We start from the raw sequence: 25,165 nt of genomic DNA on the forward strand, positions 1-25,165 counted from the left end.
TCGAACGAGCGTGCGGTTTCCGGCAACGCGCGCGTGCGGGCCCGGGAATCCCGGGCCCGGCAATTGGTCAGGCGTCCGTGTTCAGTGCGGGCGGGCGACGCGCCGCGATCCACGGCGAGGCTTGCTCGTAGGCATGCGCGACCTGCAGCACGGCCAGGTCGGCATGCGTGGGCCCGATGATCTGCAGGCCGAGCGGCAGGTCGTCGGGTCCGCCGAAACCGGCCGGTACGGCCAGCGCCGGCAGACCCGCCATCGTTGCCGGCAGCGTCACTTCCATCCAGCGGTGATAGCTGTCCATGGGCGTGCCAGCAATCTCGCGCGGCCAGTGCTGCTCGATATCGAACGGGAACACCTGCGCGGTGGGCAACACCAGGAAGTCGAATTGCTCGAACGCCTTGCGGAAGGCTTCGTAGATCCGCGTACGTCCGGCCTGCGCATCGGCGATGCGCTCGGGCGTCAGCTGCTGGAAGCCCTCGACCTCCCATAGCGCCTCGGGTTTCATCAAGGCGCGCTTGGCCGGATCGGTGGCGTAGGCACGCAGGTCGTCGCCTACCGACAGGTGGCGCAGGGTCACGGCGGTGCGCCACATCGCCTCGGCCGGCTCCCCGAGCGTGGCCGCGTCCACGCGCATGCCGATGGCCTGGAACGCCGAGAGCGCGCGCTCGCAGGCCTCGAGCAGACCGGCTTCCATCGGCAGTGCGCCGCCCAGATCGCCCAGCCAACCGATCCGCCGGCCAGTCCAGTCGCGCGCCAGCGGCTGGGCGAAGATCGCCGGATCGTCCTTGAGCGAAAACGGTGCACGGGGATCCGCGCCGGCCTGGACCGAGAGCATCAGCGCGAGGTCGGCCACGGTGCGCGCCATCGGTCCGGAGGTGGCGTAGGTCTGACTGAAGACATCACTGGACGGCGCGGAGGGCACACGCCCGAACGACGGCCGGAAGCCGAACACGTTGTTCCAGCCTGCCGGGTTGCGCAGCGAGCCGCCGAAATCGCTGCCGTCGCCCAGCGGCGTCATCCGCAGCGCGAGCGCCACGGCGCTGCCGCCGGAACTGCCGCCGGCCGACTTGCGCGGGTCGTAGGCGTTGCGGGTCACGCCGAATATCGGGTTGTAGCTGTGCGAGCCGAGCGCGAATTCCGGCACGTTGGTCTTGCCGGTGAAGATCGCACCGGCGTTGCGCATCCGCGACACCACCAGCGAATCGGACGCAGGCACGTTGTCGCGCAGCAGCGGCGAGCCTTGCGTGCTGCGCATGCCGCGCACCGGTGCGGTGTCCTTCACTGCATGCGGGAACCCGTGCAACGGGCCGTGGAAGCGGCCCTTCGCAGCGTCTTCGTCCTGCGCCGCGGCTTGGCGCATCAACAGCTCGGGATCGACCGACGAGACGATGGCGTTGAAGCGCGGATTGAGCGTCGACAGCCGTGCGAGGTAGGCGGTCATCGTCTCGCGTGCGGAGACGCTGCGCTTGCGGATCGCCGCCGCGAGATCCACGGCGGACAGGTCCAGCACGTCCTCGCGCGGTCGTGCGAACACGGTGCCGACACCGCCTGCCGCATACGCCGCCACTGCGGCGGCCCCCATCTTCAATGCCGTGCGCCGTGTCACTGGCATGCAAGCCGCCCCTGGATCATGTGCGTCCCCTTGCCCGGCCCGAAAGGGGCCGCTGCCTATGGAGTCGAACGAGGATGCGAGTTCCGGCTATCGATCTGCGCGGCGATGCATCGCCGCGGTGGTCGCGTTACAGATGGCGCTCGAGCCAGCCCACTACGCGTTCGAGCACGTCGCGTTCCTGCTCGCGTGCCTCGAACCAGTGCGGGCCGCGCGGATAGCGCACCATCTCCACTGGCGTGCCGTTGACCAGCAGCGCGCGATGGAACTGCTCGCCCTGCGAGATCGGCACGCGGCGGTCCTCCTCGCCGTGCAGCACCAGTACCGGCACCGCCACGTTGTGCGCGCTGCGGATCGGCGAGTTGCGGTCGTAGAGCTCGCGCTGCTCGAGCACGTTGCCGAAATAGCCGGGCAGGTATTCGTAGGGCACATCGGTGGTCAGGGCCATCACGGCGGTATCGATGACGGCCGCGCCGACGATCGCAGTGCGGAAGCGGTCGCTGTGACCGACCGCCCAGGCCGACAGGTAGCCGCCATAGCTCCACCCGCCGATGGCCACGCGTTCCGGATCGGCGATGCCCTCGGCCTCGAGCGCGTCCAGCCCGTCGAGCACGTCCTGGAATGGGCCCTCGCCCCAGTCACCGCGCGCCAGCGAGGTGAAGTCGTCGCCTTGCCCGTAGGAGCCGCGTGGATTGGGCAGCAGCACTGCGTAGCCACGCATGGCCAGCGATTGCGCCCAGTCATGCCAGGACCCCAGCCAGCCCGACAGCCAAGCATCGGCCGGCCCGCCGTGCGCTTGTACCAGCGTCGGCAGCCGCGTGCCGGGGCGCCAGTCGGGCGGCAGTACGAGCACGCCATGGATCGGCCGGCCATCGCGCGAGCTTGTCCAGACGCGGTCGCGGACCTGGCCCAGCGGCCAGGCGCGCACCTGCGGATTGGTGTCGGTGAGCCAGGTCACGCGGCCGCCGCCCAGGACCTCGGCTTCCGACAACGTGCCGACCTCGGGTGGCTGCTCGGCTCGGCCATGGGCCAGCGCGACCCGACCGTTGCGCGCCAGGCTCAGGCCGCGAACAGGCCCTTGCAGTTCGGCCAGTTCCACGACCTCGCCGTCGCTCGGGTCGATCGCCAGCAGATGCGGCCGTACACCGCGCAGCCCGACCCCGACCAGCGTGCCGTCGTCGCGCCACTGCAATGTGCGCAGCGTGCCGGGCCATGCCGTTGCGAGCGCGACGTGGGTGTCGGTGGCGGGGGCATAGACCATGCGCGTGGCGGTGTGCCCATGCGGGCCGAGCTGTCCGTACAGCAGCCGGGTGCCGTCGGGCGACCACGCCAGCGGCCCACCGGAGGCACGTGTGGTGACCGTGCCCAGCATGCCGCCGTCCTCGGCCGATACCAGCACGACCCGCGAGCGGTACCACATCGCGCCGAGGCCGACCTCGTCGGAGACCCGCAGCGCGAAGCTGCGGCCGTCCGGCGACCAGGCCAGGTCCTGGACCTGCAGGTCCGGCGGGGTCAGGGCCCGGGCATCGCGGCCGTTCGCATCGCTGATCCACAGCCGCGTGAACTGCGCATCGCGTCCGACCTCAACCGCGTCGTCCTTGCGCGCGATCCGGGCAGCACGCCCGGGCGAGGGCGGGTCGATCGCCAGGTAGGCCACGCGCGTGCCGTCGGCCGACCACGAGAACGCGGTGACGTCGCCGGCCGAGGTGGTCAGCGGGCGCGGTGTCGCGCCGTCCGCGGTCGTGACCCAGACCTGGCTCGCTGCCCGCGGTGTCGCGGTGTCCTCGCCTGGCGCGGCGCGCGTGGACAAAAACCCCAGGCGCGTGCCATCGGGCGACCAGCGCGGCATCCGGTCGGCGGCGGTCTCCGGCGCGGCGAGTTCCACCGGCGCGCTGCGGCCGTCGCTGGCCACGCGCCAGATGCGCCGCAGGTTCGTTGCGCCCGCCGGGCGCGGCGTCTCTACCGTGTAGGCGATGGTGGCCCCGTCAGGACTGATCTGCGGGTCGCCAACCTCCTTGAGGTCGACGACCTGCGCCGGGGACGGAACGCCATCGCGTGCCTGCAGTGGCAGCACACAAGCCATCGCGATGCTGGCGCCGATCGATGCACGCAGCGCCAGCGCGCGCAACGTCGCGCGGGCGGGCAGGGTGGTGCGGCAACCTTCGGCGTCGGATGTCCGCATGGCCGCGTGCGCGCTGCGGCCTGGTTCGAATCTCGGCATGGGAGTCTCGGTCTCGGGCCCGGAATGGGGCCGCCAGCTTAAGAGGTCGAACGATCGCTGGCATTCCGGTAAGAGGGGCAGCACAGCGCCGAGGTTGCGCGTTACTGGCGCGCGGTCAGCACGATGCGGTCGTCTTCGGCCTGGGCCTGGACCGGGAAGCCCTGCTGGATCAGGCTGACGAACGCATCCAGTTCGGTGGCGCGGAAGATGCCGCCCACGCGCAGTGCGCCGACCGCCGGATCCTCGACGACCAGCTTGCGGGTGTTGTAGCGGTTGAACTCGGCGATCGCCTCGGCCATCGGCGTGTCACGGAAGACCAACTGGCCGGTGCGCCAGCTCAGATCCTGGGCAAGCTCCACCGGCGAGCGCGCCCGCACCAGCACCGCGTCGCCCTGCGTGCGCGCCGCCATGCCTGCCTCCAGCAGCGGCGCCTGCAGCACTTCGTCGCGGCCACCTGCGGTCTCGATCCGCACCCGGCCTTCGGTGACCACCACCTGCACATCGTCGCCATCGCGCCGCACGGAGAACGCGGTGCCGACGGCAATGACCCGCTTGTCGCCCGCTTCGACAACAAACGGCCGGGCCGGATCCTTGGCGACTTCGAAGAAGGCTTCGCCCTGGCGCAGGCGCACGCGCCGGTCGTCGCCGGCCATGTCGACGCGCAGGCGGCTGTCGGTGTTGAGCGTCAGCCGCGAGCCGTCCGGCAGCGCCACCGCCTCCAGCGCGCCGATGCGGGTGGCGTAGACGTCGTCGCGCGACCAGGACAACTGCACCAGCGCGGCCAGGCCGACAGCGCAGACCAGGCTGGCCGCGACCGCCAGACCGGGCAGGCGCCAGCGCCGCGCGCGTACCGGGATATCCGGCGGCGGCGCGGCGCGCACCGGTTCCGGCGCGGCGCCTGCTGGCCCCAGCAGCGCCTGCAGCCGGCCCACCTCCTGCCAGGCGCCCTTGAAGCGGTAGTAAGCCGCCCGATGGCCGACCGACTGCGCAAGCCAGGCCTCGAGCTCGGCGGCGTCGTGCTCGCTCCAGGGGCCGTTCTCTTGCCGCAGCAGCCAGGCCGCGGCAGCCTGTTCGTCGCGTTCCCTATTGCCCATGACGCGTTGCCATCCTTGTCCACGTGTCCTCGGTGTCACGATGTTCGCCCGATTTGCCGTACAGCGCGTCGGCCAGCAGGGCGATGCCGCGCATGAGGTGTTTCTCGACGGTCGCTTCGGCGATGCCTAGGCGGCGGGCGATCTCTTTTTGCGGAAGATCCTCGATCCGGCGCATCCACACCACCTGGCGACAGCGCGGCGGCAGACGCCGGAACAGCGTCGAGAGGCGGTGCATCTGTTCGCGACCGGCGGCGCGCCGCTCCGGCGAGAGCTCATCGATCAGCACGTTCAGGCTGTCCACGTCGGCCAGCAGGTCGAAGGCCACGATGCGTTCGCGGCGCACGCGGTCCACCAGCAGCTTGCGCGCCACGTCGAACAGAAACGCCTTGGGCGAGTGTGGGCGCTGGCGCTCGGCAGCCAGCAGCACGCGGATGTAGATGTCGTGCCGGATGTCCTGCACTTCGTTGGGGTGCACCCATTTGCGGGCCAGGAAGCGGACGAGCGCGGCCTCGTGAGGCAGGATCTCGCGCTGGAACCAGGTCTCCAATGCAGTGTCCATCGCGCCGCCGGTCCGCGCTCCCCGCGCGGTTCGTCTCCGACGCTATCCCAAGCGCCGGGCAAAATCGATTGGAGGAACCTGCCCGCTCGTTCGACTCCGGGTCGAATGGCGGGCCGGCGGGCGATGGATGCCCGCTGGCCGGCGCATGGCGACGGGCCTGCGCGTAAAGCGGTACGATGCGCGGCTTTCCGGGCGCCGGAGCCAGGCGTGACCCATCGCGAACCCGCACCCCAGATCGCCGCCGCGCCCATGCGCGGCACGCTGTTCATCGTCGCGGCCCCGTCGGGCGCCGGCAAGTCGAGCATCGTCAACGCCTGCCTGTCGCGCGATCCGGACATTGCGCTGTCGATCTCGTTCACCTCGCGTGCGCCCAGGCCGGGCGAGCGTCATGCCGAGCATTACCACTTCGTCGGCAAGGACACCTTCCAGCAGATGATCGAGGCGGGCGAGTTCTTCGAGTACGCCCTGGTGCACGGCGACTGGAAGGGCACTGCCCGCCAGTCGGTGGAGCCGCAACTGGCCGCCGGCAAGGACGTGCTGCTGGAGATCGACTGGCAGGGCGCGCGGCAGGTCCGGGCCTTGGTGCCCGAGGCGGTCAGCGTGTTCATCCTGCCGCCCTCGCGCGAGGCGCTCGACCAGCGCATGCGCAAGCGCGGGCAGGACAGCGAGGCGGTGATGGCCCAGCGCTTGGCGGCGGCGCAGGAAGAGATGTCGCACTACGACGAGTTCGACTACCTGGTGGTCAACGAGGACTTCGATCGTGCGGTCGCCGAGATGTGCGCGATCTTCCGCGCCAGCCGCCTGCGCCGCGAGCGCCAGGCCGAGCGCCACGCCGAGCTGATCGCAAGGCTGCTGTCGGGGCATTGAGCGGGCCGTTGGTCTGCGCCGCGTGGCGCAAGTGATTGATTCGTTGAGGCGCGCCTTGCGCGGCGGGTCGTCCGGCCGTATCATGCTCGGCCCTTTTCCCCGAATTCGCGCGACCTGTGCCGGTCGCCGGGAGCCCGCATGGCCCGCATCACCGTAGAAGATTGCCTGGAAGTCGTCGACAACCGCTTCGAGCTGGTCATGATGGCCGCCAAGCGTGCGCGTCAGCTTGCCAATGGCGTCGAGGCTCAGCTCGACAACAGCGAAAACGACGACAAGCCGACCGTCCTGGCGCTGCGCGAGATCGCTGCGCGCCGGATCGACCAGCCGTTCATCGACGCGGTCGACAAGTCCGAGCGCGAGCGCAAGGAGCGTGAGGCGCTGGAGTGGGCGGCGGCCGAAGTCGTTGCCGACGAGGACATGGCCAAGGGCGACGATCTCTGATCGCAGCGTGCCGCGCTGACGCCCCGCGTCGCACACAGGTTGATCGACGGCCCCGCTTTCGAGCGGGGCCGTTGCGTTTTGGCAGTCCCATTACCGGTTTCCGGTAGCGGGGCCTGCCCGCGGCGAAGCCCGGTTCACAAACGCCGACCTTGCCCGTAGGCTTCGGGGATGACGCCCGCCCCTCCCGCCAGTCTCGTCATGCCGGACGTTCCCGGCGACGACGCGCTGCCCGATTACGTCCGCGACCTCGACCGCGCCGCGCTTTATCTGCCTGATGAGCAGCGTGCGCTGTTGCGACGTGCGTGGGAAGTGGGCGCGGCGGCGCACGCGGGGCAGATGCGCAAGTCCGGCGAGCCCTACATCACCCATCCAGTCGCGGTCGCCCGGGTGTTGGCCGAGCAGAAGGTCGACGTCGAGACCCTGGTCGCGGCGATCCTGCACGACACCATCGAGGACACGCCGCTCACGCGCGAGCAACTGGCCGAACAGTTCGGCGAACCGGTGGCCGAACTCGTCGATGGCGTGACCAAGCTCGACAAGCTCAACTTCAGCAGCCGGCAGGAAGCCGACGCCGAAAGCTTCCGCAAGATGATGCTGGCGATGGCGCGCGATCTGCGCGTGATCCTGATCAAGCTTGCCGACCGTCTGCACAACATGCGCACGCTCGGCGCGCAGCCGGGGCCGTCGCGCGAGCGCATCGCGCGCGAAACCCTGGAGGTCTATGCGCCGATCGCCCAGCGTCTGGGCATGAACCGGATCAAGGCCGAGCTGCAGGATCTGGGGTTCCATGCGCTGCATCCGATCCGCCACATGGTGCTCGAGAAGCGCATCCGCAATCAGCCGCTGGTGCGGCGCGAGGCGCTGGCGAGCATCGAGGCGCAACTGGCACAGCGCCTGACCAGCGCCGGGCTGCAGTACCGTCTCGTGGGACGGGTGAAGTCGCCCTGGAGCATCTACAACAAGATGCAGGGCGAGGGGAAAACCTTCACCCAGGTCATGGATGTGTTCGGCTACCGGATCATCGTCGGCAACGCCGCCGACTGTTACCACGCGCTGGGCATCGCCCACGCCGTGTTCAAGCCGCTGGACGGGCGCTTCCGCGACTTCATCGCGATCCCGAAGGCGAACGGCTACCAGTCGTTGCACACCGTGCTGTTCGGACCGTATGGCGCGCCGATCGAGGTGCAGATCCGCACCGAGGAGATGGACCTGATCGCCGAGCGCGGCATCGCCGCGCACTGGGCCTACAAACACGGCGGCGAGGGGCCCAACAGCGCCCAGTCGCGCGCGCATTCGTGGATTGCCGGCCTGCTGGAATCCCAGCGCACGACCGGCTCGTCGCTGGAATTCCTGGAGAACGTCAAGGTCGACCTGTTCCCCGACGAGGTCTACCTGTTCACGCCCAAGGGCGACATCATGTCGCTGCCGCGCAATTCGACCGCGCTCGACTTCGCCTACTCGGTGCACACCGACATCGGCAACCAGGCGGTCGCCGCGCGCGTGGATGGCAAGCTGGTGCCGCTGCGCACGCAGCTCGCGAGCGGCCAGCGGGTGGAGATCGTCACCGCCAAGTCCTCAATGCCGCGGCCGCAGTGGCTGGAGTTCGTCGCCACCGGCAAGGCGCGGACCGCGATCCGCGCCCAGCTCAAGCAATTGCAGCACGAGGACGCGGTGCAACTGGGCCACCGCATGCTCGACCGCGCGCTGGAAGGGCTGGGGACCTCGCTCGATCGGCTGCCGCAGGAGCGGCTCGACACCTATCTGGCCGAGGCGCGCTACCCGCGGCTCGAGGAGTTGATGGCCGACATCGCGCTGGGCAACTGGATGCCCGCGCAGGTTGCATCGGCCCTGGCGCAGCACGATGCCGACGCCGAGGGCGATCGACCGGCGGCGCGGGCCGGCGAGACGATCCGCATCCGCGGCGACGAGCGCGGGGTCATCGCATTCGCCAACTGCTGCATGCCGATCCCGGGCGACGACATCATGGGCTACCACACCACCGGGCGTGGCATCGTCGTGCATCGGCTGGATTGCCCCAATGTGGCCGAGTTCCGCAAGTCGCCCGAGCGCTGGGTCGCGATCGACTGGGACCGCGAGGTCGTCGGCGACTACAACGTCGCGCTGCGCATCGAGGTCGAGAACCATCCTGGCGTGCTGGCGCAGGTGGCCGCGGCGATCGCGCGCGCGCATTCCAACATCGATGGCGTCGAGTACCTCGAACGCGACAGCACGGTCGCCGCAATCCGGTTTTCGATCGAGGTCAAGCACCGCAAGCACTTGGCCGACGTCATCCGTCGCACCCGGCGGCTGCCGGTCGTCCACGGCGTGCAGCGGATGTAGCCCGCCGCCGCCCGGGCGACCGCGCGCGGGCATCACCCTACAATGGCGGGATCTTCCACCGGAGTTCCGCCATGCCCCGCACGCCTATCAACACCCAGGACGCGCCCGCCGCGATCGGCCCGTATTCCCAGGCCGTCCGCGCCGGCGACACCGTGTACTTCTCCGGGCAGATCCCGCTCGATCCGGCGACCGGCGAGATCGTCGAAGGCGACATCTCGGCGCAGGCGCGCCGCGCCTTCGACAACCTCAAGGCGGTAGCCGAAGCGGCCGGCGGCAGCATGGCCGATATCGTGCGCGTGGGCCTGTACGTCACCGATCTGGGCGAGTTCGCACAGGTCAATGCGGTGATGGCCGATTACTTCGACGCGCCGTATCCCGCGCGCTCGACGATCGAAGTGCCGGCGCTGCCGAAGGGCGCGCGCTTCGAGGTCGACGCGGTGATGGTGCTCGCCTGATCCCAGGCGTGCTGCGCAGATGAGCAGGCCGGCGCTCGCCGCCGCCGGCGCCGCCTCGGTGTCGACGCTGCCCGGCGTCGGCCCGAAGGTCGCCGACAAGCTGACCGCGCGCGGGCTGGCCACGGTCGGCGATCTGTGGCTGCACCTGCCGCGCCAGTACGAGGACCGGACCCGGGTCGTGCCGATCCGTGCATTGCGTGGCGGTGTACCGGCGCAGGTGCAGGGCCGGGTCGAGGCGGTGGATCGTGCGTTCCGTCGGCGTCCGATGCTACGCGTCGCGATCGGCGACGGATCGGGGGCGACCCTGGTGTTGCGGTTCTTCCATTTCCGTGCCGCCCAGTTGGCGCAGTTCGCAGTCGGCACGCCGCTGTGCGTCTACGGCACGCCGCGGCCGGGGCAGCACGGCCTGGAAATCGTCCATCCCAGCTACCGGGTGATCGGCGATGCCGCCGATCCGGTGGTCGAGGACGCGCTCGACCCGGTCTATCCGGCTATCGAAGGCATCGGGCCGGCGACGCTGCGCCGCATGATCGGGCATGCGCTCGACCGCTTGCCCGACGGCGACGCGTTGGAGCTGGTGCCGGCCGACCTGCTCGCCGGACTCGCATTGCCGAGGTTGCGTGAGGCGCTGCTGACGGTGCATCGCCCGCCGCCGGATGTGGACCTGGGCGCGTTGTTGTCCGGACGTCATCCGGCGCAGCGGCGGCTGGCCTTGGAGGAGCTGCTGGCCCATCACTTGAGTCTGCGGCGGCAGCGGATTGCGCTGCAGGCCCATCGCGCGCCAGTGCTGCGGCCCGGACCGCTCGCGGCCGCGATGGAGGCCGGGCTGCCGTTCGCGCTGACCGGCGCGCAGCGCCGCGTCCACGCCGAGATCGTGCGCGATCTCGCGCAACCGCGTCCGATGCTGCGCCTGGTCCAGGGCGATGTGGGCAGCGGCAAGACCGTCGTCGCTGCGCTGGCCGCGCTGGCGGCGATCGACTCGGGCCGTCAGGCGGCGCTGATGGCGCCGACCGAACTGCTGGCCGAACAGCATTTCCGCAATCTGTCGGCCTGGCTCGGGCCGTTGGGCGTCCGTGTCGCGTGGCTTGCGGGCAAGGTCACCGGACGTGCGCGCGCGGCCGCGGCTGCCGACATCGCCGCGGGCGTCGCGCAACTGGTGGTCGGCACCCATGCACTGATGCAGCAGGCGGTCGAGTTCCACGACCTGGCACTGGCGATCGTCGACGAGCAGCACCGCTTTGGCGTGCACCAGCGCCTGGCCCTGCGCGACAAGGGCGCGCAGGCGGGCAGCGTGCCGCATCAACTGGTGATGACCGCCACACCGATTCCACGCACATTGGCGATGGCGGCCTACGCCGATCTCGATGTCTCGGCGATCGACGAACTCCCACCTGGGCGCACCCCGGTGCAGACCGTGGTGCTCGGCGCCGGCCGGCGCGCCGAGCTGATCGAGCGCGTGCGCGCCGCGTGCGCGCAGGGCCGGCAGGCGTACTGGGTCTGCACGCTGATCGACGAGTCCGACGAGGTCGTGGCGCAGGCTGCGCAGACGACGTTCGAGCAACTGTCCGCGGCGTTGCCGGACCTGCGGATCGGCTTCGTGCACGGACGCCTGCGCGCCGCGGAGAAGCAGGCTGCGATGCGCGCATTCAAGGACGGCCACAGTGACCTGCTGGTCGCCACCACCGTGATCGAGGTCGGCGTGGACGTGCCCAATGCGTCATTGATGGTGATCGAGAACGCCGAGCGCCTGGGGCTGGCGCAACTGCATCAGTTGCGCGGGCGCGTGGGGCGCGGCAGCGCCGCGTCGAGCTGCGTACTGCTGTATCAGCCGCCACTCTCGCGCACCGCACGCGAACGGCTCGACACGATGCGCACGACCGGCGATGGCTTCGTGATCGCCGAGAAGGACTTGGCATTGCGCGGGCCGGGCGAACTGCTGGGCACGCGGCAGACCGGCCTGGCCGAGTTCCGGCTTGCTGATCTTGCGCGCGATGCCGACCTGCTGCCGGTCGTCCATCGGCTCGGCGAGGCCTTGCTGCGGACCGATCCTCAGTGCGCGGACCGGCTGGTCGCACGCTGGATCGGGGGCGCGGCGCGCTACGCGGCGGCCTAACAGTGCATGTTGATCGACAAACCGCCCCGGTTGCCTCGTTCATCTGCATGAACTGGCGATCTTCATGCAGTCACCACTTCGCTGCGAGGTACGGTACCTGATACGCGGGGATATGCGTTGTGATGGGGGGGCTAGGGAATGGCGCTTTCAGTGGAAACGATCCGGGTCTATGCGGCCGATGAGCGGCCGATCGTGCTGGCTGGCATGCGCGCGGTGCTGCATGCGCCCGATTCGGGCATGCATCTCACCGGGGAGGCCGCCAGTGGGCAGGCGCTGCTGCAGATGCTGCAGACGCGGTTCGACTGCAATGTTGTGGTCACTGATTTTTCGATGCAGGGTGCCGATCCCCGCGCTGGAGATGGCCTGCGGTTGCTGGGCCAGCTGCGGACGCGGTTTCCTGCGATCGGCGTCGTGGTCTTCACTGAAGTCCGCAATCCGCCGCTGTTGCGCGCGATGTTCGAACTGGGCGTGCACGCGATCGTGGACAAGTCCGGTACGCTCGATGAGCTCCCTGTCGCGATCCGATGGGCGGCAAGCGGCCGGCGCTACCTGAGCCGGAGCATTCAGCGCTTGCTCGATGCTGCGACCGGATGCGGCCGCGGCGCACCGCTGTCGCGCCAGGAGGCGGAGGTCGTGCGCTTGTTCGCCAGCGGCAAGACCGTCAGCGAGATCGCATCGTCGTTCTCGCGCAGCGTCAAGACCGTCAGCAGGCAGAAGAGCGACGCGATGCGCAAGCTCGGGCTCGAGAACCACAGCCAGCTCTATGCCTATGCGTTGTCCGGCGGGTTGGCGCGCTGAGCGAGCCTGACGCAGGCCGTTGCGGGCGCGTCGTCGGGCGGGCCCGCTGCACGCAACCGGCTCAGTGAAGGCGCGGCCGTTTCAATGAATGGATCGATCCCCTCGCGTCGATCAATCGACGTGCAGGTGACGCGTGCGCCTGCAGCCCTGTCGTCTGTGACGACAGTCGCGATTTTTGAGAATCGTCTGATTCACACCCGTGGCGCGGCGCGGTTCCCTTGAGCCCTCATGAACAGCGAGGGAAGCGGGATGAACAAGGTCTTCTGCAGGATCTGGAACCGTGCGCTCGGGGCCTACGTCGTCGCATCCGAACTGGCCGACCGGCGCGTCCGCGACGGGCGTCGCGTGCGTGCTGCGGTGCTGGCGATCGTCTGTTTGCCGGCGATCGCAAGCGCGGCCGCCCAGGAGCGGACGATCGGGCCGTCGGCGGCGGACCCGGAAAAAATCGCCGAACTCGTCGAGCGGCACCTCAACGAGAATGAGCGGGTGCTGGCCGGTGGCGCGCTGCCCGTCTGGTCGAACACCGCGATGATGGGCCAGTCGCGCGCTATCGCTGGCGGTGTCGCGCCCATGGGGGTGATCGATCCAGGTGGCCTGACCGGCGGTACGCTGCCCGGGCTGGTGCAGCATCTGACCAACTTCCTGCTGCCGATCTCCAACGAGTACCGTGCCTGTGGATTGCTCGGTAACGGCACGTTGCTGCCCGACGAATGCCTGTCCATCGCGCGCGAGAACTTCAGCTACGCGTTCCAGTCGGTATCGCTGCTCGGCACCGATCTGCTGACGATCCCCGATGTGCTCGACCTCAACGGCAACCGCCAGGCCGACCACACCACGATCATCGGTCGCGCAAGCTCGGGTAGCTACATCAACGTGCCGATCGGCAACTACGCCGGACAGAACAACGATCCGGACTGCGAACTGGTCGTCGGCATCGGTGTCTGCGTGCCGGGCGTGCTGGGCACCTACACCTGGGACACCTTGCCCGCGCAGGACTACCAGATCATCGTCGGCGATGGTGCGGCGGCCAACGGCTCGAACACGGTGGTCATGGGCACCAATGCCAGCCACGTGTTGCCGGCCATTTCCGCGACCGACCTCGGCTGGACCGGGGGTCCCGACGGCAACTACGCCGCGCGGCTTGGCAATGCGGTGGTCATTGGTCATAACGCGTCGGGTACGGCAGACCGACAGACGATCCTGGGCGCAAACGCCAGTTCGGTACACGCCAACAGCGTCGCGCTGGGCGCCGATTCGGTGACGGTGCGCGGCGCGCAGACGGGCTATACCGCGCCCGGCCTGGCAATTGCACAGACCTCGGCGGGCGAAGTGTCGATCGGCACGGCCACTGCCGCCCGGCAGTTGACCAACGTCGCGGCGGGCAGCGCTGCAACCGATGCGGTCAACGTCGCGCAGTTGCAAGGGGCGCTGGCGGAAGTCGATGGCGTCGGCGAGTTCGCGGTCCGCTATGACGACAACGGCACCGGTGTGCCGGATTTCGGAAGGATCACGCTGGACGGTGCAGGTGGCACCGTGATCGGCAACGTCGCGGCGGGCGTGGCGGATGACGAGGCAGTCAACGTCGGCCAGTTGTCGCCGGTGGTCGCGGCCTTGGGCGGCAGCGCCGGAATCGACCCGACAACCGGCGCGGTGACAGGCCCGGTGTATACGCTCGACGATGGCAATGACACCGGCACGACGGTCGACTTCGGCGATGTCGGCTCCGCGCTCGCCAATCTCGACGGCCGCACCGCAAGCAACACCACGACGATCAACAACCTGCTCGATGGCACCGAAGGTCTGGTGCGGCAGGATCCGGGCACGCTGGTGATGACGGTCGGCGGCCAGACCGGCGGCGATGAGGTGAGCTTTGCGAACGCCGGTGGCGATGCGCGGCGGCTGAGCGGCGTGGCCGCCGGTGTCGAGGCGACGGACGCGGTGAATGTCACCCAATTGACTGACGTGGCCGATGCCGTCGACGACCTCGGCGCGTTGGCGGTGCAGTACGACACCGCTGTCGATGGCGGTCCGGACTACAGCCGGGTGACGCTGGCCGGGACTGGTGGCACCGCGATCGGCAATGTCGCAGCGGGCGAGGTCAGCGCGACCAGCAGCGAAGCGATCAACGGCGCGCAACTGTTCGGCGTCGCCGGTTCGGTGGCTGACCACCTGGGCGGCGGCGCGGGTGTTAACGCCGACGGCACGATCTCTGCGCCGACCTACGTGATCCGCGGCGGCAACTACACCAACGTCGGCGACGCATTCGATGCGGTGGATGGCGCGTTCGATGATCTGATCGACGACTTCGGTGACCTGGGCGCAACTGCGGTGCGCTACGACACCGATGCCGACGGCAATCCGGATTACAGCCGGGTCACGCTGGCCGGCACGGGCGGTACCGCGATCGGCAACATTGCGGCGGGCGTGGCAGTGGATGACGCGGTCAATGTCGGTCAGCTGACGCCAGTGGTTGCGGCCTTGGGCGGCGGCGCGGCGATCGACCCGACCACCGGTGCGGTGACGGGGCCGGTGTACACGCTCGACGATGGCAGCGATACCGGCACGACCGCCGACTTCGGCGATGTGGGCTCGGCGCTCGACAATCTCGACGGCCGCACCGCAAGCAACACTACGACGATCAACAACCTGCTCGACGGCACCGAAGGTCTGGTCCGGCAGGATCCCGGGACGCTGGTGATGACGGTCGGCGCGCAGACCGGTGGCGATCAGGTGAGCTTTGCGAATGTCGCGGGCGATGCGCGGCGGCTCAGCGGCGTCGCCGCTGGCGTCGAGGCGACGGATGCGGTGAACGTGGGCCAGTTGGGCGACGTCGTCGGCGACATCGACGACCTGGGGGCGGTTGCTGTGCGCTACGACACCGACGCTGACGGCAACCCGGACTACAGTCGCATCACACTGGCGGGCGCCGGCGGCACGGCGATCGGCAATGTCGCGGCGGGCGAGGTCAGCGCGACCAGCAGCGAGGCGATCAATGGCGCGCAACTGTTCGGCGTCGCCGGTTCAGTGGCCGACCACCTGGGCGGCGGCGCGGGTGTCAACACCGACGGCACGATCTCTGCGCCGACCTACGTGATTCGCGGCGGCAACTACACCAATGTGGGCGATGCGTTCGACGCGGTGGATGGCGCGTTCGATGATCTGGTCGTCGATGTCGGTGACCTGGGCGCGACCGCGGTGCGCTACGACACCGATGCCGACGGCAATCCGGATTACAGCCGGGTCACGCTGGCCGGCGCCGGCGGCACCGCGATCGGCAACGTCGCGGCGGGCGTGGCAGTGGATGACGCGGTCAATGTCGGCCAGCTGGCACCAGTGGTCGCGGCCTTGGGCGGCGGCGCGGCGATCGACCCGACCACCGGTGCGGTGACGGGTCCGGTGTACACGCTCGACGATGGCAGCGATACCGGCACGACTGCCGACTTCGGCGATGTCGGCTCCGCGCTCGACAATCTCGACGGCCGCACCGCGAGCAACACCACGACGATCAACAACCTGCTCGACGGCACGGCAGGTCTGGTGCGTCAGGATCCGGGCACGCTGGTGATGACGGTCGGCGCGCAGACCGCCGGCGACGAAGTGAGCTTTGCGAACGTCGATGGCGATGCGCGGCGGCTCAGCGGCGTGGATGACGGCGTTGACGACACCGATGCGGCGAATGTCCGCCAGTTGCGTGCGGTGGAGGGTCAGATCAGTGACCTGGATGCGTTCGCGGTGCGCTACGACGCGCAGGACATGGCGCGCATCACGCTGGGCGGAAGCGGCGGCACCGTGATCGACAACCTCGCAGCCGGGCAGATCGCAGCCGGCAGCCTGCAGGCCATCAACGGCGGGCAGATGTTTGCGAGCATTTCGAGCATGGCCGCGATCTTCGGTGGCGGTGCCGCGGTCGATCCGTTCGGCGGCCTGGTCCCACCGGACTACATGATCCAGGGCACGTTCTACAATTCGGTGGGCGCTGCGCTGGCCGCGCTCGACACCGGCCTGACCCAGGTCAACAACCGCATCGACAACCTACCGTCCGGTACCGGTGGCGGCGACCCGCTGGTGGTCGTGGACGGCGTCCGTGATGGGAGCGATGACGCCACCGTCGATGGCCAACGCGGGGTCGCGATCGGCAGCAATGCGTCGGCCGGCGGCGATTACGGTGTCGCCATCGGCGGCGACAGCTATGCGGCGGGCGGCAACGACACGGCCATCGGCGGCAATGCCAAAGTGTATGCCGACAACAGCACGGCGGTCGGTGCCAATGCCACGGTGCAGGCCACGGCGAGTGAGGCGGTCGCGGTGGGCGAGGGCTCCACGGTCGCAGCAAGTGGGGGCACTGCGATCGGTCAGGGGGCGACCGTGACCGACACGGCACAGGGCGCCGTCGCGCTGGGCCAGGGCTCGGTGGCCGATCGCGCCGGCACGGTATCGGTCGGCAGCGCCGGTGGTGAGCGGCAGGTGGTCAATGTCGCGGCCGGCACCCAGGACACCGACGCGGTCAACGTGGCGCAGCTGCGTGCGTCCGAGCAAGGCACGGTGCGATATGACACCAACCCCGACGGCAGCGCCAATCCGACCCAGATCACGCTCAACCAGGGCGGCGGCGAGGTGATGGTGCGCAACGTGCGGGCCGGTGCCGCGGGAACCGACGCGGTTAACGTCAACCAGCTCAACGCCGGGATCGGGCGCGCGATCGGAGAGGCGAATGCCTACACCGACATGCGGGTTGGGCAGATGCAGTCCGACATCTGGGAGATCGACCGCGGGTACCGCGCCGGCGTCGCGGCGGCCATGGCGGTCGCGGGGCTGCCGCAGGCCTACATGCCCGGCAAGAGCATGGTCTCGGCGGCGGTGAGCGGCTACGAGCGCGAGGCCGGGCTTGCGGTCGGCATCACGACGGTCTCGGAGAACGGGCGCTGGGTCTACAAGTTCAGCGGCACGACCAACACCGTCAACGATGTCGGCTTCACGATGGGCGCCGGCCTGCAATGGTGACTGCAGCGGCCCCGTCTTCGGGCGGGGCCGCTTGCCTCGAACGCGACTGAAGGAGACCCGCATGCATTCGATCCCGAGCTTTTCCATCCGCACTTGCGCCTTGGTCCTCGCCGCGGGGCTCGCCGCCTGTGCTTCGACCGGCGGCGCGGATGAGGCGCCACGATTCCCCGATCCCGCTTCGGCCAAGCCGCATGGCGGCACCTATCCCACCGCCGGTGCACTGCAGCCGCTGGGGCCCGGGCTGAGCAAGGACCAGCTCTATGGATTGCTCGGGCCCCCGCATTTCTCCGAAGGCGTGTTCGGCGTGCGCGAGTGGGACTACGTATTGAACTTCCGCGAGGCCGAAGGCCAGGTGGCGCGTTGCCAGCTCAAGCTGCGCTTCGACGAGACCGGTCAGGTGCGCGACATGCACTGGATGCCGGCCGCCTGCGCCGAGCGCGCCCGGCCACGCGATATCGGCATCGGCGGCGGCGTGACGACTGCGGGCGGGCGAGTCGCGCTGCTGTCGGCCGACACCACGTTCGTCTTCGCCCGCGCCGAGCTGACGCCGTTGGGACGGCGCACGCTCGATGCGTTGGTCGAGCGCGCCGGTGCGCTGGATGGCATCGAGGCGATCGAGGTGGTCGGTCACGCCGACCGGATCGGCCGCCCCGCCGCCAACGATGCACTCTCGCGTCGGCGCGCAGAAGCCGTGCGTGACTATCTCGCGCAGCGCGGTGGACCGGCGACGCGGATCTCGGTCGAAGGCCGCGGAAGTCGCGAACCGCTGGTCGCCTGCGAGGGACTGCACGGCGTGGACGAGATCGCGTGCCTGGCGCCCAATCGCCGCGTCGAGATCATGATGCAGCGCCGGGTGACGGCTGCCGTTCCCTGAGCGGCGTCGTTTCGTCGCGGCTGGCCGTGCGCGGCCGTGATGGGGATAATGCGGCATGGACGCCCGTATTCCCCTGCTGATCGACACCGACCCCGGGGTCGACGATGCCCTGGCCCTGCTGCTCGCGTTCAACGATCGCGCGCACGAGGTGGTCGGATTGACGATCGCGGCCGGCAATGTCGGCCTGCATCACACCACGGCCAATGCGTTGAAGCTGTGCGAGCTGGTCGGGCGCTCCGACGTGCCGGTCTACGCCGGCAGCGCCTCGCCTTTGCTGCACCCCGCGCCGGATGCGGCCTACGTGCACGGCAACGACGGGTTCGGCGACGTCGGCTACGCGCCTGCAGCGCACGGCCTGCAGGACGAACATGCCGCGCTGGCGATCCTGCGGCTCTCGCATGTGCACGCCGGCAGCCTGGTGCTGGTGGCGCTGGGGCCGCTGACCAACATCGCACTCGCGCTCAAGCTCGATCCGACGCTGCCCTCGCGGGTGGCGCGCTTCGTGACAATGGCCGGCGCGGTCACCGGGCACGGCAACATCACGCCGAGCGCGGAGTTCAATGTGTACTTCGATCCCGAGGCCGCGAAGATCGTGTTCGACGCGTTCCCGACGTTCGAACTTTCGGACTGGGAAGCCACGGTGGCCCACGGCCTGCCGCATGACGAGGTGCTGGCCTGGATGCAGGCAGGCGGCGCGCGCGCGGATTTCTACGAGGCCATCTCGCGCAAGACGCGCGAGTGGTCGGCCGACCGTCGCGGCGACGAGTGGCACAGCGCGGATGCGCTGGCGATGGCCTGGGTGCTCGCGCCCGATGGGGTGCTGGAGACCGTCGCCCGGCCGGTGGATGTGGTGCTCGACCATGGGCCGGCCCGCGGCGCGACGATCGTCGACTGGCAGCGCCAGCTCGGTCGGCCGGACAATGTCACGATCCTGATGCGCTACGACCGTGTGCGCTTCCACGCCCTGGTCCGCGAGGCACTGCAGGCGGTTTGACCCCGTCCTGGGCACCCGCCGGCAGGTGCCCTTGCCGGCCGGGCCGAGCGCCGGCTATAATGCCGCTCTTTCCCTGCGCAAACTGGTGCCGCCATGAAGGCCGACATCCATCCGGATTACCGTGAAGTCGTGTTTCAGGACGTGACTTCGGATTTCAAGTTCCTCACCCGCTCGACCCTCGCGGCCACCGCGAAGGAATCGATTCAGTGGGACGACGGCAACGAATACCCGCTGGTCAAGATCGACGTGTCCTCGGCCACGCATCCGTTCTACACCGGCCAGAACAAGATCATCGACACCAGCGGTCGCGTCGACAAGTTCCGCAAGCGCTACGCGAAGCAGTAACTGGAACGCGCGTCGCCCGCGCGACGCATCCGGTGTGCGCAGGCGGCCGCCAGCTGGCGGCCGTCGCCGTTTGTGCGCAACGCCCATCGCATCTCCGGTGCGGTGGGCGTTGTCGTGTTCGACGTTCCCGCAACCCAGTGACCGCGTGTCGCGGGGCGCTATGCGATAATTGACGCGTTGCGGCACGCGCCGCGCCCGCCCCACCGGAGCATCCGCCGCTCCGGGAAACGAGGAGTCTTCTTCAGTGTCCGATACCAATTCCAAGCTCGAACAGGTCACGCTCGATGCCGCCGGCAAGTCGGTGACGCTGCCCGTCCTGCATGGCACGCTCGGCAACCCCTGCATCGACATCTCGAAGCTGCCGAAGGAAACGGGCTGCTTCACCTACGATTCCGGTTTCACCGCCACCGCCAGCTGCAAGTCCGCGATCACCTATATCGACGGCGACCAGGGCGTGCTGCTGTACCGCGGCTACCCGATCGAGCAGCTCGCCGAGCATTCCAGCTTCCTGGAAGTGGCCTATCTGCTGATGAACGGCGAACTGCCGTCCAAGGACGAGTTCGGGCGCTTCGAGCACGAGGTCACGCATCACACGATGATGCACGAGTCGCTCAAGTGCTTCCTGCAGGGCTTCCGCCACGATGCGCACCCGATGGCGATGCTGGCCGCGTCGGTGGCGTCGATGTCGGCGTTCTACCACGACACCCTGGACCTGCAGGATCCCGAGCAGCGCCGCCTCGCCGCGATCCGCCTGCTGGCCAAGATGCCGACGCTGGCCGCCGCCGCGTACCGCTATTCGATCGGCTGGCCGATCCGCTACCCGCGCAACAGCCTGGGCTACGTGGACCGCTTCCTGCACATGATGTTCGAAGTGCCGAGCGAGCCGCTTGAGCTCAATCCGGTCGTTGCCAAGGCGATGGACCTGTTGTTCATCCTGCACGCCGACCACGAGCAGAACGCGTCGACCTCGACCGTGCGCCTGGTCGGCTCCACCGGTGCCAACCCGTACGCTTCGGTCGCCGCCGGCATCACCGCGCTGTGGGGCCCGGCACACGGTGGCGCCAACGAGGCGGTGCTCAAGCAGTTGGCCGAGATCGGTGATGCGAAGAACGTCGAGAAGGCGGTCCTTCGCGCCAAGGACAAGAACGACCCGTTCCGCCTGATGGGCTTCGGCCACCGCGTCTACAAGAACTTCGATCCGCGCGCGAAGATCATCCGCGAGATGACCCACAAGGTGCTCGGCGAGCTGGGGATCGATGATCCGTTGCTGGAAGTGGCGATGAAGCTGGAAGAGGCTGCGCTCAAGGACGAGTACTTCGTCGAGCGCAAGCTCTACCCGAACGTCGATTTCTACAGCGGCATCATCTACAAGGCGCTGAAGATCCCGACCGAGATGTTCACGGTGATGTTCGCCATCGGCCGCACCGCCGGCTGGGTGGCGCATTGGCTCGAGCAGCAGGTCGATCCGGAGGCCAAGATCGGGCGTCCGCGCCAGATCTACACCGGCTACGACGTGCGCGACTACCGCAAGGGCTGATGCGTCGCCGACCCTGCGTTCAAAAGAAGCCGCGGTTTTCCGCGGTTTCTTTTTTTCGTTCTCCCGCCAGTTCCACTTCGGAAGGGCAGCGGCCTGCCAGCCGGTAGCCGCTCTTCCCTCGGTCAAGGCATCCTGCCTTGACTCGGGCGCGCGCCATCCATGGCGCGCTTGACGCGGCCACCGGCTGCCAGTCCGCTGCTGCGGACATTGGCAACCTGACTTCGGACGGGCGCAGCGTCGCCCGCTGAAGGAAGTCGCACACTTTGGGCTTAGTGCGTCGTCCTGGCCCGGGATGCCATAGCGGACCACGCGGCGTGAGTCCGTCATCGGCCAGTGCTAACTGCCTACATGGCATGTCGTACAGCTGCCATGAATGCTTTGGCGCGCTTCGCTAGGCCGGACCGCGTCCTGGCCGCTGCGACGCGAGCTCCGGTGAAGATCGCCCCGATCGAGCGAGCAGACGCAGGATTCTTATGGCTTCGCGGAGGCCATTCCTTTCTGCTCGTTACCCGAGCGCGAGAGAGGCGGGGCGCATTCGCTGTCATCGGGCGCTGTGTAACGCGGCGCGCTAGACGCCGTCGTCGTGCCCGGCCGACCCGACGGCGAGCAGCTGGCGCAACTGCGCTCCGGACACCCGGCGTATCGGCCGGTCGTCGTCGGCGCGCAGGGGCGCTTGGCGCAGCGCATTGGCCGGCAGCACGGTCAGTTCGAAGGCCACCTCGCCGGCGTGGAAGGCCCAGATCGGGCAATCCTCCCGGCGGGTGCGGTCGAGGCGGATGCGACGACTGCGCACCTGGGCCGGTATGCGCTGGTCGACCAAAAAGCGCTGCACCGCATCGGCATCGTCGCTGTGCAGGTGCAGTTGCACCGGCGCCTGGGCATCGGCGGTGCCATCGAGCACGCCACCGTGCAGGCGGGGCTGGAACGGCGCGAAGAACGTGAGCGCCTCCAGCGCGGCCTCGCGGCTGCGCTGGAGCGCGTCGGCATGCGCGGCGGGCGAGAACAGGCGGCGGTATTCGCCCAGCGCCTGCTCGATCTCCTGGTCCTGCGGCAGCGAGGCGTCGTCGTGGATGCCCAGTCGACCGGCTGCCTTCAACCGGGCCTGGTGGATGTCGTGGATGCCGCCCTCGGCCATGAGCCGGGCGGCCTCGTGCGCCAGTCGGTGGCGACGTTCGCGGGTGCGGGCCCCGGCATGCTGGCGTGCGCGATGCATGCGTATTCCCCCGTGTCGAGCGACGTTCCGACTCTACGCCTCCGCCCTTGACGGTCAAGCCATCGCGCCGGGGGCGGCGCGATGGGTTCAGGCATCGCGAGCCCGTGATCAGAAGATGTCGAAGGCTTCCTCGGCCGGCACGTCGTCGATCCGCAGATCGACCTCGGACTCCATCCGCTCCAGATCCTCGGCCTTCACGTATTCGACGATGCCGCCGCCCTCGGCGCCGACCGGCATCAATCGCCCGCTGGCGGTCACCGAGACACGCACCATGCCTTCGGGCGGCTCGTTGCTGGCCTCGGGCACGCCGTCCAGGGCGACCCGCATGAAGTCGATCCAGATCGGCAGCGCAGCGCGCCCGCCGTACTCGCGGTAGCCCAGCGAACGGTTGTCGTCGCGGCCGACCCAGACCGAGGTCACCAGGTTGCCGCCGAAGCCGGAGAACCAGGCGTCGCGATGCTCGTTGGTCGAGCCGGTCTTGCCACCGACGTCCTCGCGTTCGAGCACGCGCGCGGCGGTCCCGGTGCCGCGGCGCACGACATCGCGCATCATCGAGATCATCTGGTAGGCCACGCGCTCGTCGATCGCGCGCTCGGCCATGACCGGCGCCTGGCCATCGGCGCGCGCCTCGGGCTCGGGCGCGGCGTCCTGTTCCGGTGCCTCGGTGACGGTGCGCTGCGCTGATGCGGGCCCCAGGTTGAAGCCGTCGACGACATGCGACGGCGCAGCCGACTGGCCAGGGCGGCCGTCGTTGCCGCAGCCACGGCAGGCGCGTGCCGGGTTCTCCTTGAACACCAACGTGCCCTCGCGGTCGCGGACCTCGTCGATGAACCACGGGTTGATCCGGAAGCCACCGTTGGCGAACACCGCATAGCCGCGGGTCACATCGAGCGGGGTCAGCGACGGTGTGCCGAGCGCGATCGACAGGTTGGGCGGCAGTTGCGACTCGTCGAAACCGAAGTGGCTGATGTAGCGGCGGGCGTAATCCACGCCGATCATGTCGAGCAGGCGCACGGCGACCAGGTTGCGCGACTGCACCAGCGCTTCGCGCAGGCGCATCGGCCCGCGGAACTGGCCATCGGAGTTCTGCGGGCGCCAGTCCTGCCCGCGGCGCATCCTGAACAACACCGGCGCATCGGGCACGATCGAGGCCGGGTTGAAGCCCTTCTCGAACGCCGCGGCGAAGATGAACGGCTTGAAGCTCGAGCCAGGCTGGCGGCGCGATTGGGTCGTGCGGTTGAAGTTGCTGCCCGCGAAGCTGAAGCCGCCGATCAGCGCGCGGATCGCACCGTTGTCGGGCTCCAGCGACACCAGGGTGGCCTGGGCGCGTGGCAACTGGTCGAGCTGCCAGCTCACCGTGGGCGGCGGCGCCGGCGCTTCGGGATCGGCATTGGCGGGCACCTTGGCCGGGGTCTCGATCCGGCGCACCCGGATGAGGTCGCCGCGCGCGAGCAGGGCGGACGGCGCGCGTCCGGTCCAGCGGCTGCTGGCCGCGTCCAGCGTGACGGTGCTGCCGTCGGCAAGGACCACGTCGGCGGTGCCGTCGCCGCTGCGCAGCACCAGGGCCGGCAGCAGGCCGCCCTGGGGGGCGATGCCGCGCAGCCGGCGGGCGGCGGTCGCCGCGTCCTCGTCGGCCGCCAGTTCGAAGGTCTCCGCCGGCTTCATCCAGCCGTGGCGGTGATCGTAGGTCATCAGCCCGTTGCGCACTGCCAGTTCGGCGGCGGCCTGCATCGTCGGGTCGATCGTCGTGGTGACGTGATAGCCGCGGGTGAGCACGTCGCCGCCGTAGCGGGCGACCATCTCCAGGCGCACCATTTCGGCGACATAGGGCGCGTACGCCTCGATCGGCCGCTCGTGGGGGCTGGCGTGCATCTCGACCGCGCGTGCGGCCGCCGACTCGGCCGGCGTGATGTAGCCCAGCTCCTGCATGCGCGCCAGCACGTAGACGTCGCGCCGCTCGCGTGCGCGCTCGGGATTGCTGATCGGATTGCCGCTGGACGGGAACTTCGGGATCGCCGCCAGCGAGGCCATCTCGTCCAGATCGAGCTCGGCCAGCGACTTGCCGTAATAGAACTCGGCCGCCGCGGCCACGCCATAGGCGCGATTGCCGAAGAAGCTCCTGTTCAGGTACAACTCGAAGATCTCGTCCTTGCTGAGGTTCTGCTCCATCTTGCGCGCCAGCAGCATCTCGGCGAACTTGCGGGTGAAGCTGTACTCCGAGCTTAGGAAGAACTGCCGGGCGACCTGCTGGGTGATCGTCGAGCCGCCGGGCACGCGGCGGTCGTCGGTGGTCGCCAACAGCCACAGCGCGCGGGCCACGCCGCGGTAATCGATGCCGCCGTGCTGGTAGAAGCGCGCGTCCTCGGTGGCCAGGAACGCCTGTTTCAGGCGCTCGGGCACCTGGTCGATCTTGACCGGATAGCGCCGCGTCTCGCCGAACAGCGCGATCAGCTTGCCGTCCCGGGAATAGACATACATCGGCTCCTGCATCTCGATATCGCGCAGGATCTCCACGTCCGGCAGCTTGGAGGCCACGGCGGCGTAGAGGATGCCGGCGGCCACGGTGGCCAGCACGGCCAGCACCAGGCCCAGGATCAGGACCCAGCGCAGCAGGCGGCGGAAACGGGAGGTGCGGGGGCGGGGGGGCGACGCGGGATCGGGTCTCATCCGCGCAGTATAGGGCGCCATCGCCGGCCGGTCTCTGAGC

General features: G+C 69.2%; 17 protein-coding genes. 11 read left to right on the forward strand and 6 right to left on the reverse strand.

Annotated features, from left to right (window positions below; translation table 11 throughout):
* Positions 1 to 67: 67 nt before the first annotated feature.
* The 4 genes from WAF18_RS04845 to WAF18_RS04860 all read right to left on the reverse strand — a co-directional run bounded on the left by WAF18_RS04845 (position 68) and on the right by WAF18_RS04860 (position 5,468).
* Positions 68 to 1,579: an amidase gene (locus tag WAF18_RS04845; RefSeq protein ID WP_337244130.1), complete on the reverse strand. Its 1,512-nt coding sequence runs from the start codon at positions 1,577 to 1,579 to the stop codon at positions 68 to 70.
* A gap of 157 nt (positions 1,580 to 1,736) precedes the next feature.
* On the reverse strand, positions 1,737 to 3,827 hold the full coding sequence (locus tag WAF18_RS04850) for a S9 family peptidase (protein ID WP_337244131.1): 2,091 nt from the start codon (positions 3,825 to 3,827) through the stop codon (positions 1,737 to 1,739).
* 101 nt (positions 3,828 to 3,928) lie between these two features.
* On the reverse strand, positions 3,929 to 4,921 hold the full coding sequence (locus WAF18_RS04855) for a FecR family protein (RefSeq protein WP_337244132.1): 993 nt from the start codon (positions 4,919 to 4,921) through the stop codon (positions 3,929 to 3,931).
* The gene (locus tag WAF18_RS04860) at positions 4,911 to 5,468 is read right to left on the reverse strand and encodes an RNA polymerase sigma factor (RefSeq protein WP_183427572.1); all 558 of its coding nucleotides are present in this window, start codon (positions 5,466 to 5,468) and stop codon (positions 4,911 to 4,913) included. The genes WAF18_RS04855 and WAF18_RS04860 overlap by 11 nt, the downstream gene beginning before the upstream one ends.
* 261 nt (positions 5,469 to 5,729) lie before the next feature.
* Between WAF18_RS04860 and gmk the strand changes: the two genes are divergently transcribed.
* From gmk to WAF18_RS04915, 11 genes are all read left to right on the forward strand, one after another.
* Positions 5,730 to 6,347 carry a guanylate kinase gene (gene gmk, locus WAF18_RS04865; RefSeq protein ID WP_183427625.1) on the forward strand — a complete coding sequence of 206 codons (618 nt, stop codon included), beginning with the start codon at positions 5,730 to 5,732 and terminating at the stop codon, positions 6,345 to 6,347.
* Between the two features lie 138 nt (positions 6,348 to 6,485).
* A complete protein-coding gene (gene rpoZ / locus WAF18_RS04870; protein ID WP_047135361.1) occupies positions 6,486 to 6,788 on the forward strand; it encodes a DNA-directed RNA polymerase subunit omega in 303 nt (100 codons plus the stop codon).
* 168 nt (positions 6,789 to 6,956) lie between these two features.
* Entirely contained in the window at positions 6,957 to 9,128 is a 2,172-nt protein-coding gene (locus WAF18_RS04875) for a bifunctional (p)ppGpp synthetase/guanosine-3',5'-bis(diphosphate) 3'-pyrophosphohydrolase (RefSeq protein WP_337244133.1), read from the forward strand.
* A gap of 71 nt (positions 9,129 to 9,199) precedes the next feature.
* Positions 9,200 to 9,583, forward strand: a complete 384-nt coding sequence (locus WAF18_RS04880) for a RidA family protein (RefSeq protein WP_337244134.1) — start codon at positions 9,200 to 9,202, stop codon at positions 9,581 to 9,583.
* A 19-nt stretch (positions 9,584 to 9,602) separates the two neighbouring features.
* Positions 9,603 to 11,696, forward strand: a complete 2,094-nt coding sequence (gene recG / locus WAF18_RS04885; protein ID WP_337244135.1) for an ATP-dependent DNA helicase RecG — start codon at positions 9,603 to 9,605, stop codon at positions 11,694 to 11,696.
* Positions 11,697 to 11,834: 138 nt separating this feature from the next.
* Complete coding sequence (locus WAF18_RS04890) at positions 11,835 to 12,494, forward strand: response regulator (RefSeq protein ID WP_337244136.1); 660 nt, start codon at positions 11,835 to 11,837, stop codon at positions 12,492 to 12,494.
* Between the two features lie 249 nt (positions 12,495 to 12,743).
* Positions 12,744 to 17,495 carry a YadA-like family protein gene (locus WAF18_RS04895; protein WP_337244137.1) on the forward strand — a complete coding sequence of 1,584 codons (4,752 nt, stop codon included), beginning with the start codon at positions 12,744 to 12,746 and terminating at the stop codon, positions 17,493 to 17,495.
* Between the two features lie 61 nt (positions 17,496 to 17,556).
* Complete coding sequence (locus WAF18_RS04900; RefSeq protein WP_337244138.1) at positions 17,557 to 18,369, forward strand: OmpA family protein; 813 nt, start codon at positions 17,557 to 17,559, stop codon at positions 18,367 to 18,369.
* 55 nt (positions 18,370 to 18,424) lie between these two features.
* Positions 18,425 to 19,363, forward strand: a complete 939-nt coding sequence (locus WAF18_RS04905; protein WP_337244139.1) for a nucleoside hydrolase — start codon at positions 18,425 to 18,427, stop codon at positions 19,361 to 19,363.
* 93 nt (positions 19,364 to 19,456) lie between these two features.
* Entirely contained in the window at positions 19,457 to 19,708 is a 252-nt protein-coding gene (locus WAF18_RS04910; protein ID WP_183427564.1) for a type B 50S ribosomal protein L31, read from the forward strand.
* A 244-nt stretch (positions 19,709 to 19,952) separates the two neighbouring features.
* Positions 19,953 to 21,245, forward strand: coding sequence for a citrate synthase (locus WAF18_RS04915; protein ID WP_183427563.1), 1,293 nt, complete (start codon positions 19,953 to 19,955; stop codon positions 21,243 to 21,245).
* A 568-nt stretch (positions 21,246 to 21,813) separates the two neighbouring features.
* On the opposite strand, the gene WAF18_RS04920 is transcribed toward WAF18_RS04915, so the two are convergent.
* On the reverse strand, positions 21,814 to 22,458 hold the full coding sequence (locus WAF18_RS04920) for a hypothetical protein (RefSeq protein ID WP_337244140.1): 645 nt from the start codon (positions 22,456 to 22,458) through the stop codon (positions 21,814 to 21,816).
* Between the two features lie 108 nt (positions 22,459 to 22,566).
* Positions 22,567 to 25,125, reverse strand: coding sequence for a penicillin-binding protein 1A (locus tag WAF18_RS04925; protein ID WP_337244141.1), 2,559 nt, complete (start codon positions 25,123 to 25,125; stop codon positions 22,567 to 22,569).
* Between the last annotated feature and the right edge of the window lie 40 nt (positions 25,126 to 25,165).

This window comes from Luteimonas sp. gir (assembly GCF_037198055.1).
Lineage (GTDB): Bacteria > Pseudomonadota > Gammaproteobacteria > Xanthomonadales > Xanthomonadaceae > Luteimonas > Luteimonas citri_A.

Bases quoted from the DNA above. Each gene is read 5' to 3' on its own strand.
- WAF18_RS04880 (WP_337244134.1), top strand. From the start codon at position 9,200: ATGCCCCGCACGCCTATCAACACCCAGGACGCGCCCGCCGCGATCGGC.
- WAF18_RS04920 (WP_337244140.1), bottom strand. From the start codon at position 22,458: ATGCATCGCGCACGCCAGCATGCCGGGGCCCGCACCCGCGAACGTCGC.
- WAF18_RS04845 (WP_337244130.1), bottom strand. From the start codon at position 1,579: ATGGGGGCCGCCGCAGTGGCGGCGTATGCGGCAGGCGGTGTCGGCACC.
- gmk (WP_183427625.1), top strand. From the start codon at position 5,730: ATGCGCGGCACGCTGTTCATCGTCGCGGCCCCGTCGGGCGCCGGCAAG.
- rpoZ (WP_047135361.1), top strand. From the start codon at position 6,486: ATGGCCCGCATCACCGTAGAAGATTGCCTGGAAGTCGTCGACAACCGC.
- WAF18_RS04905 (WP_337244139.1), top strand. From the start codon at position 18,425: ATGGACGCCCGTATTCCCCTGCTGATCGACACCGACCCCGGGGTCGAC.
- WAF18_RS04910 (WP_183427564.1), top strand. From the start codon at position 19,457: ATGAAGGCCGACATCCATCCGGATTACCGTGAAGTCGTGTTTCAGGAC.
- WAF18_RS04850 (WP_337244131.1), bottom strand. From the start codon at position 3,827: ATGCCGAGATTCGAACCAGGCCGCAGCGCGCACGCGGCCATGCGGACA.
- WAF18_RS04855 (WP_337244132.1), bottom strand. From the start codon at position 4,921: ATGGGCAATAGGGAACGCGACGAACAGGCTGCCGCGGCCTGGCTGCTG.
- WAF18_RS04900 (WP_337244138.1), top strand. From the start codon at position 17,557: ATGCATTCGATCCCGAGCTTTTCCATCCGCACTTGCGCCTTGGTCCTC.
- WAF18_RS04925 (WP_337244141.1), bottom strand. From the start codon at position 25,125: ATGAGACCCGATCCCGCGTCGCCCCCCCGCCCCCGCACCTCCCGTTTC.
- WAF18_RS04890 (WP_337244136.1), top strand. From the start codon at position 11,835: ATGGCGCTTTCAGTGGAAACGATCCGGGTCTATGCGGCCGATGAGCGG.
- recG (WP_337244135.1), top strand. From the start codon at position 9,603: ATGAGCAGGCCGGCGCTCGCCGCCGCCGGCGCCGCCTCGGTGTCGACG.
- WAF18_RS04875 (WP_337244133.1), top strand. From the start codon at position 6,957: ATGACGCCCGCCCCTCCCGCCAGTCTCGTCATGCCGGACGTTCCCGGC.
- WAF18_RS04895 (WP_337244137.1), top strand. From the start codon at position 12,744: ATGAACAAGGTCTTCTGCAGGATCTGGAACCGTGCGCTCGGGGCCTAC.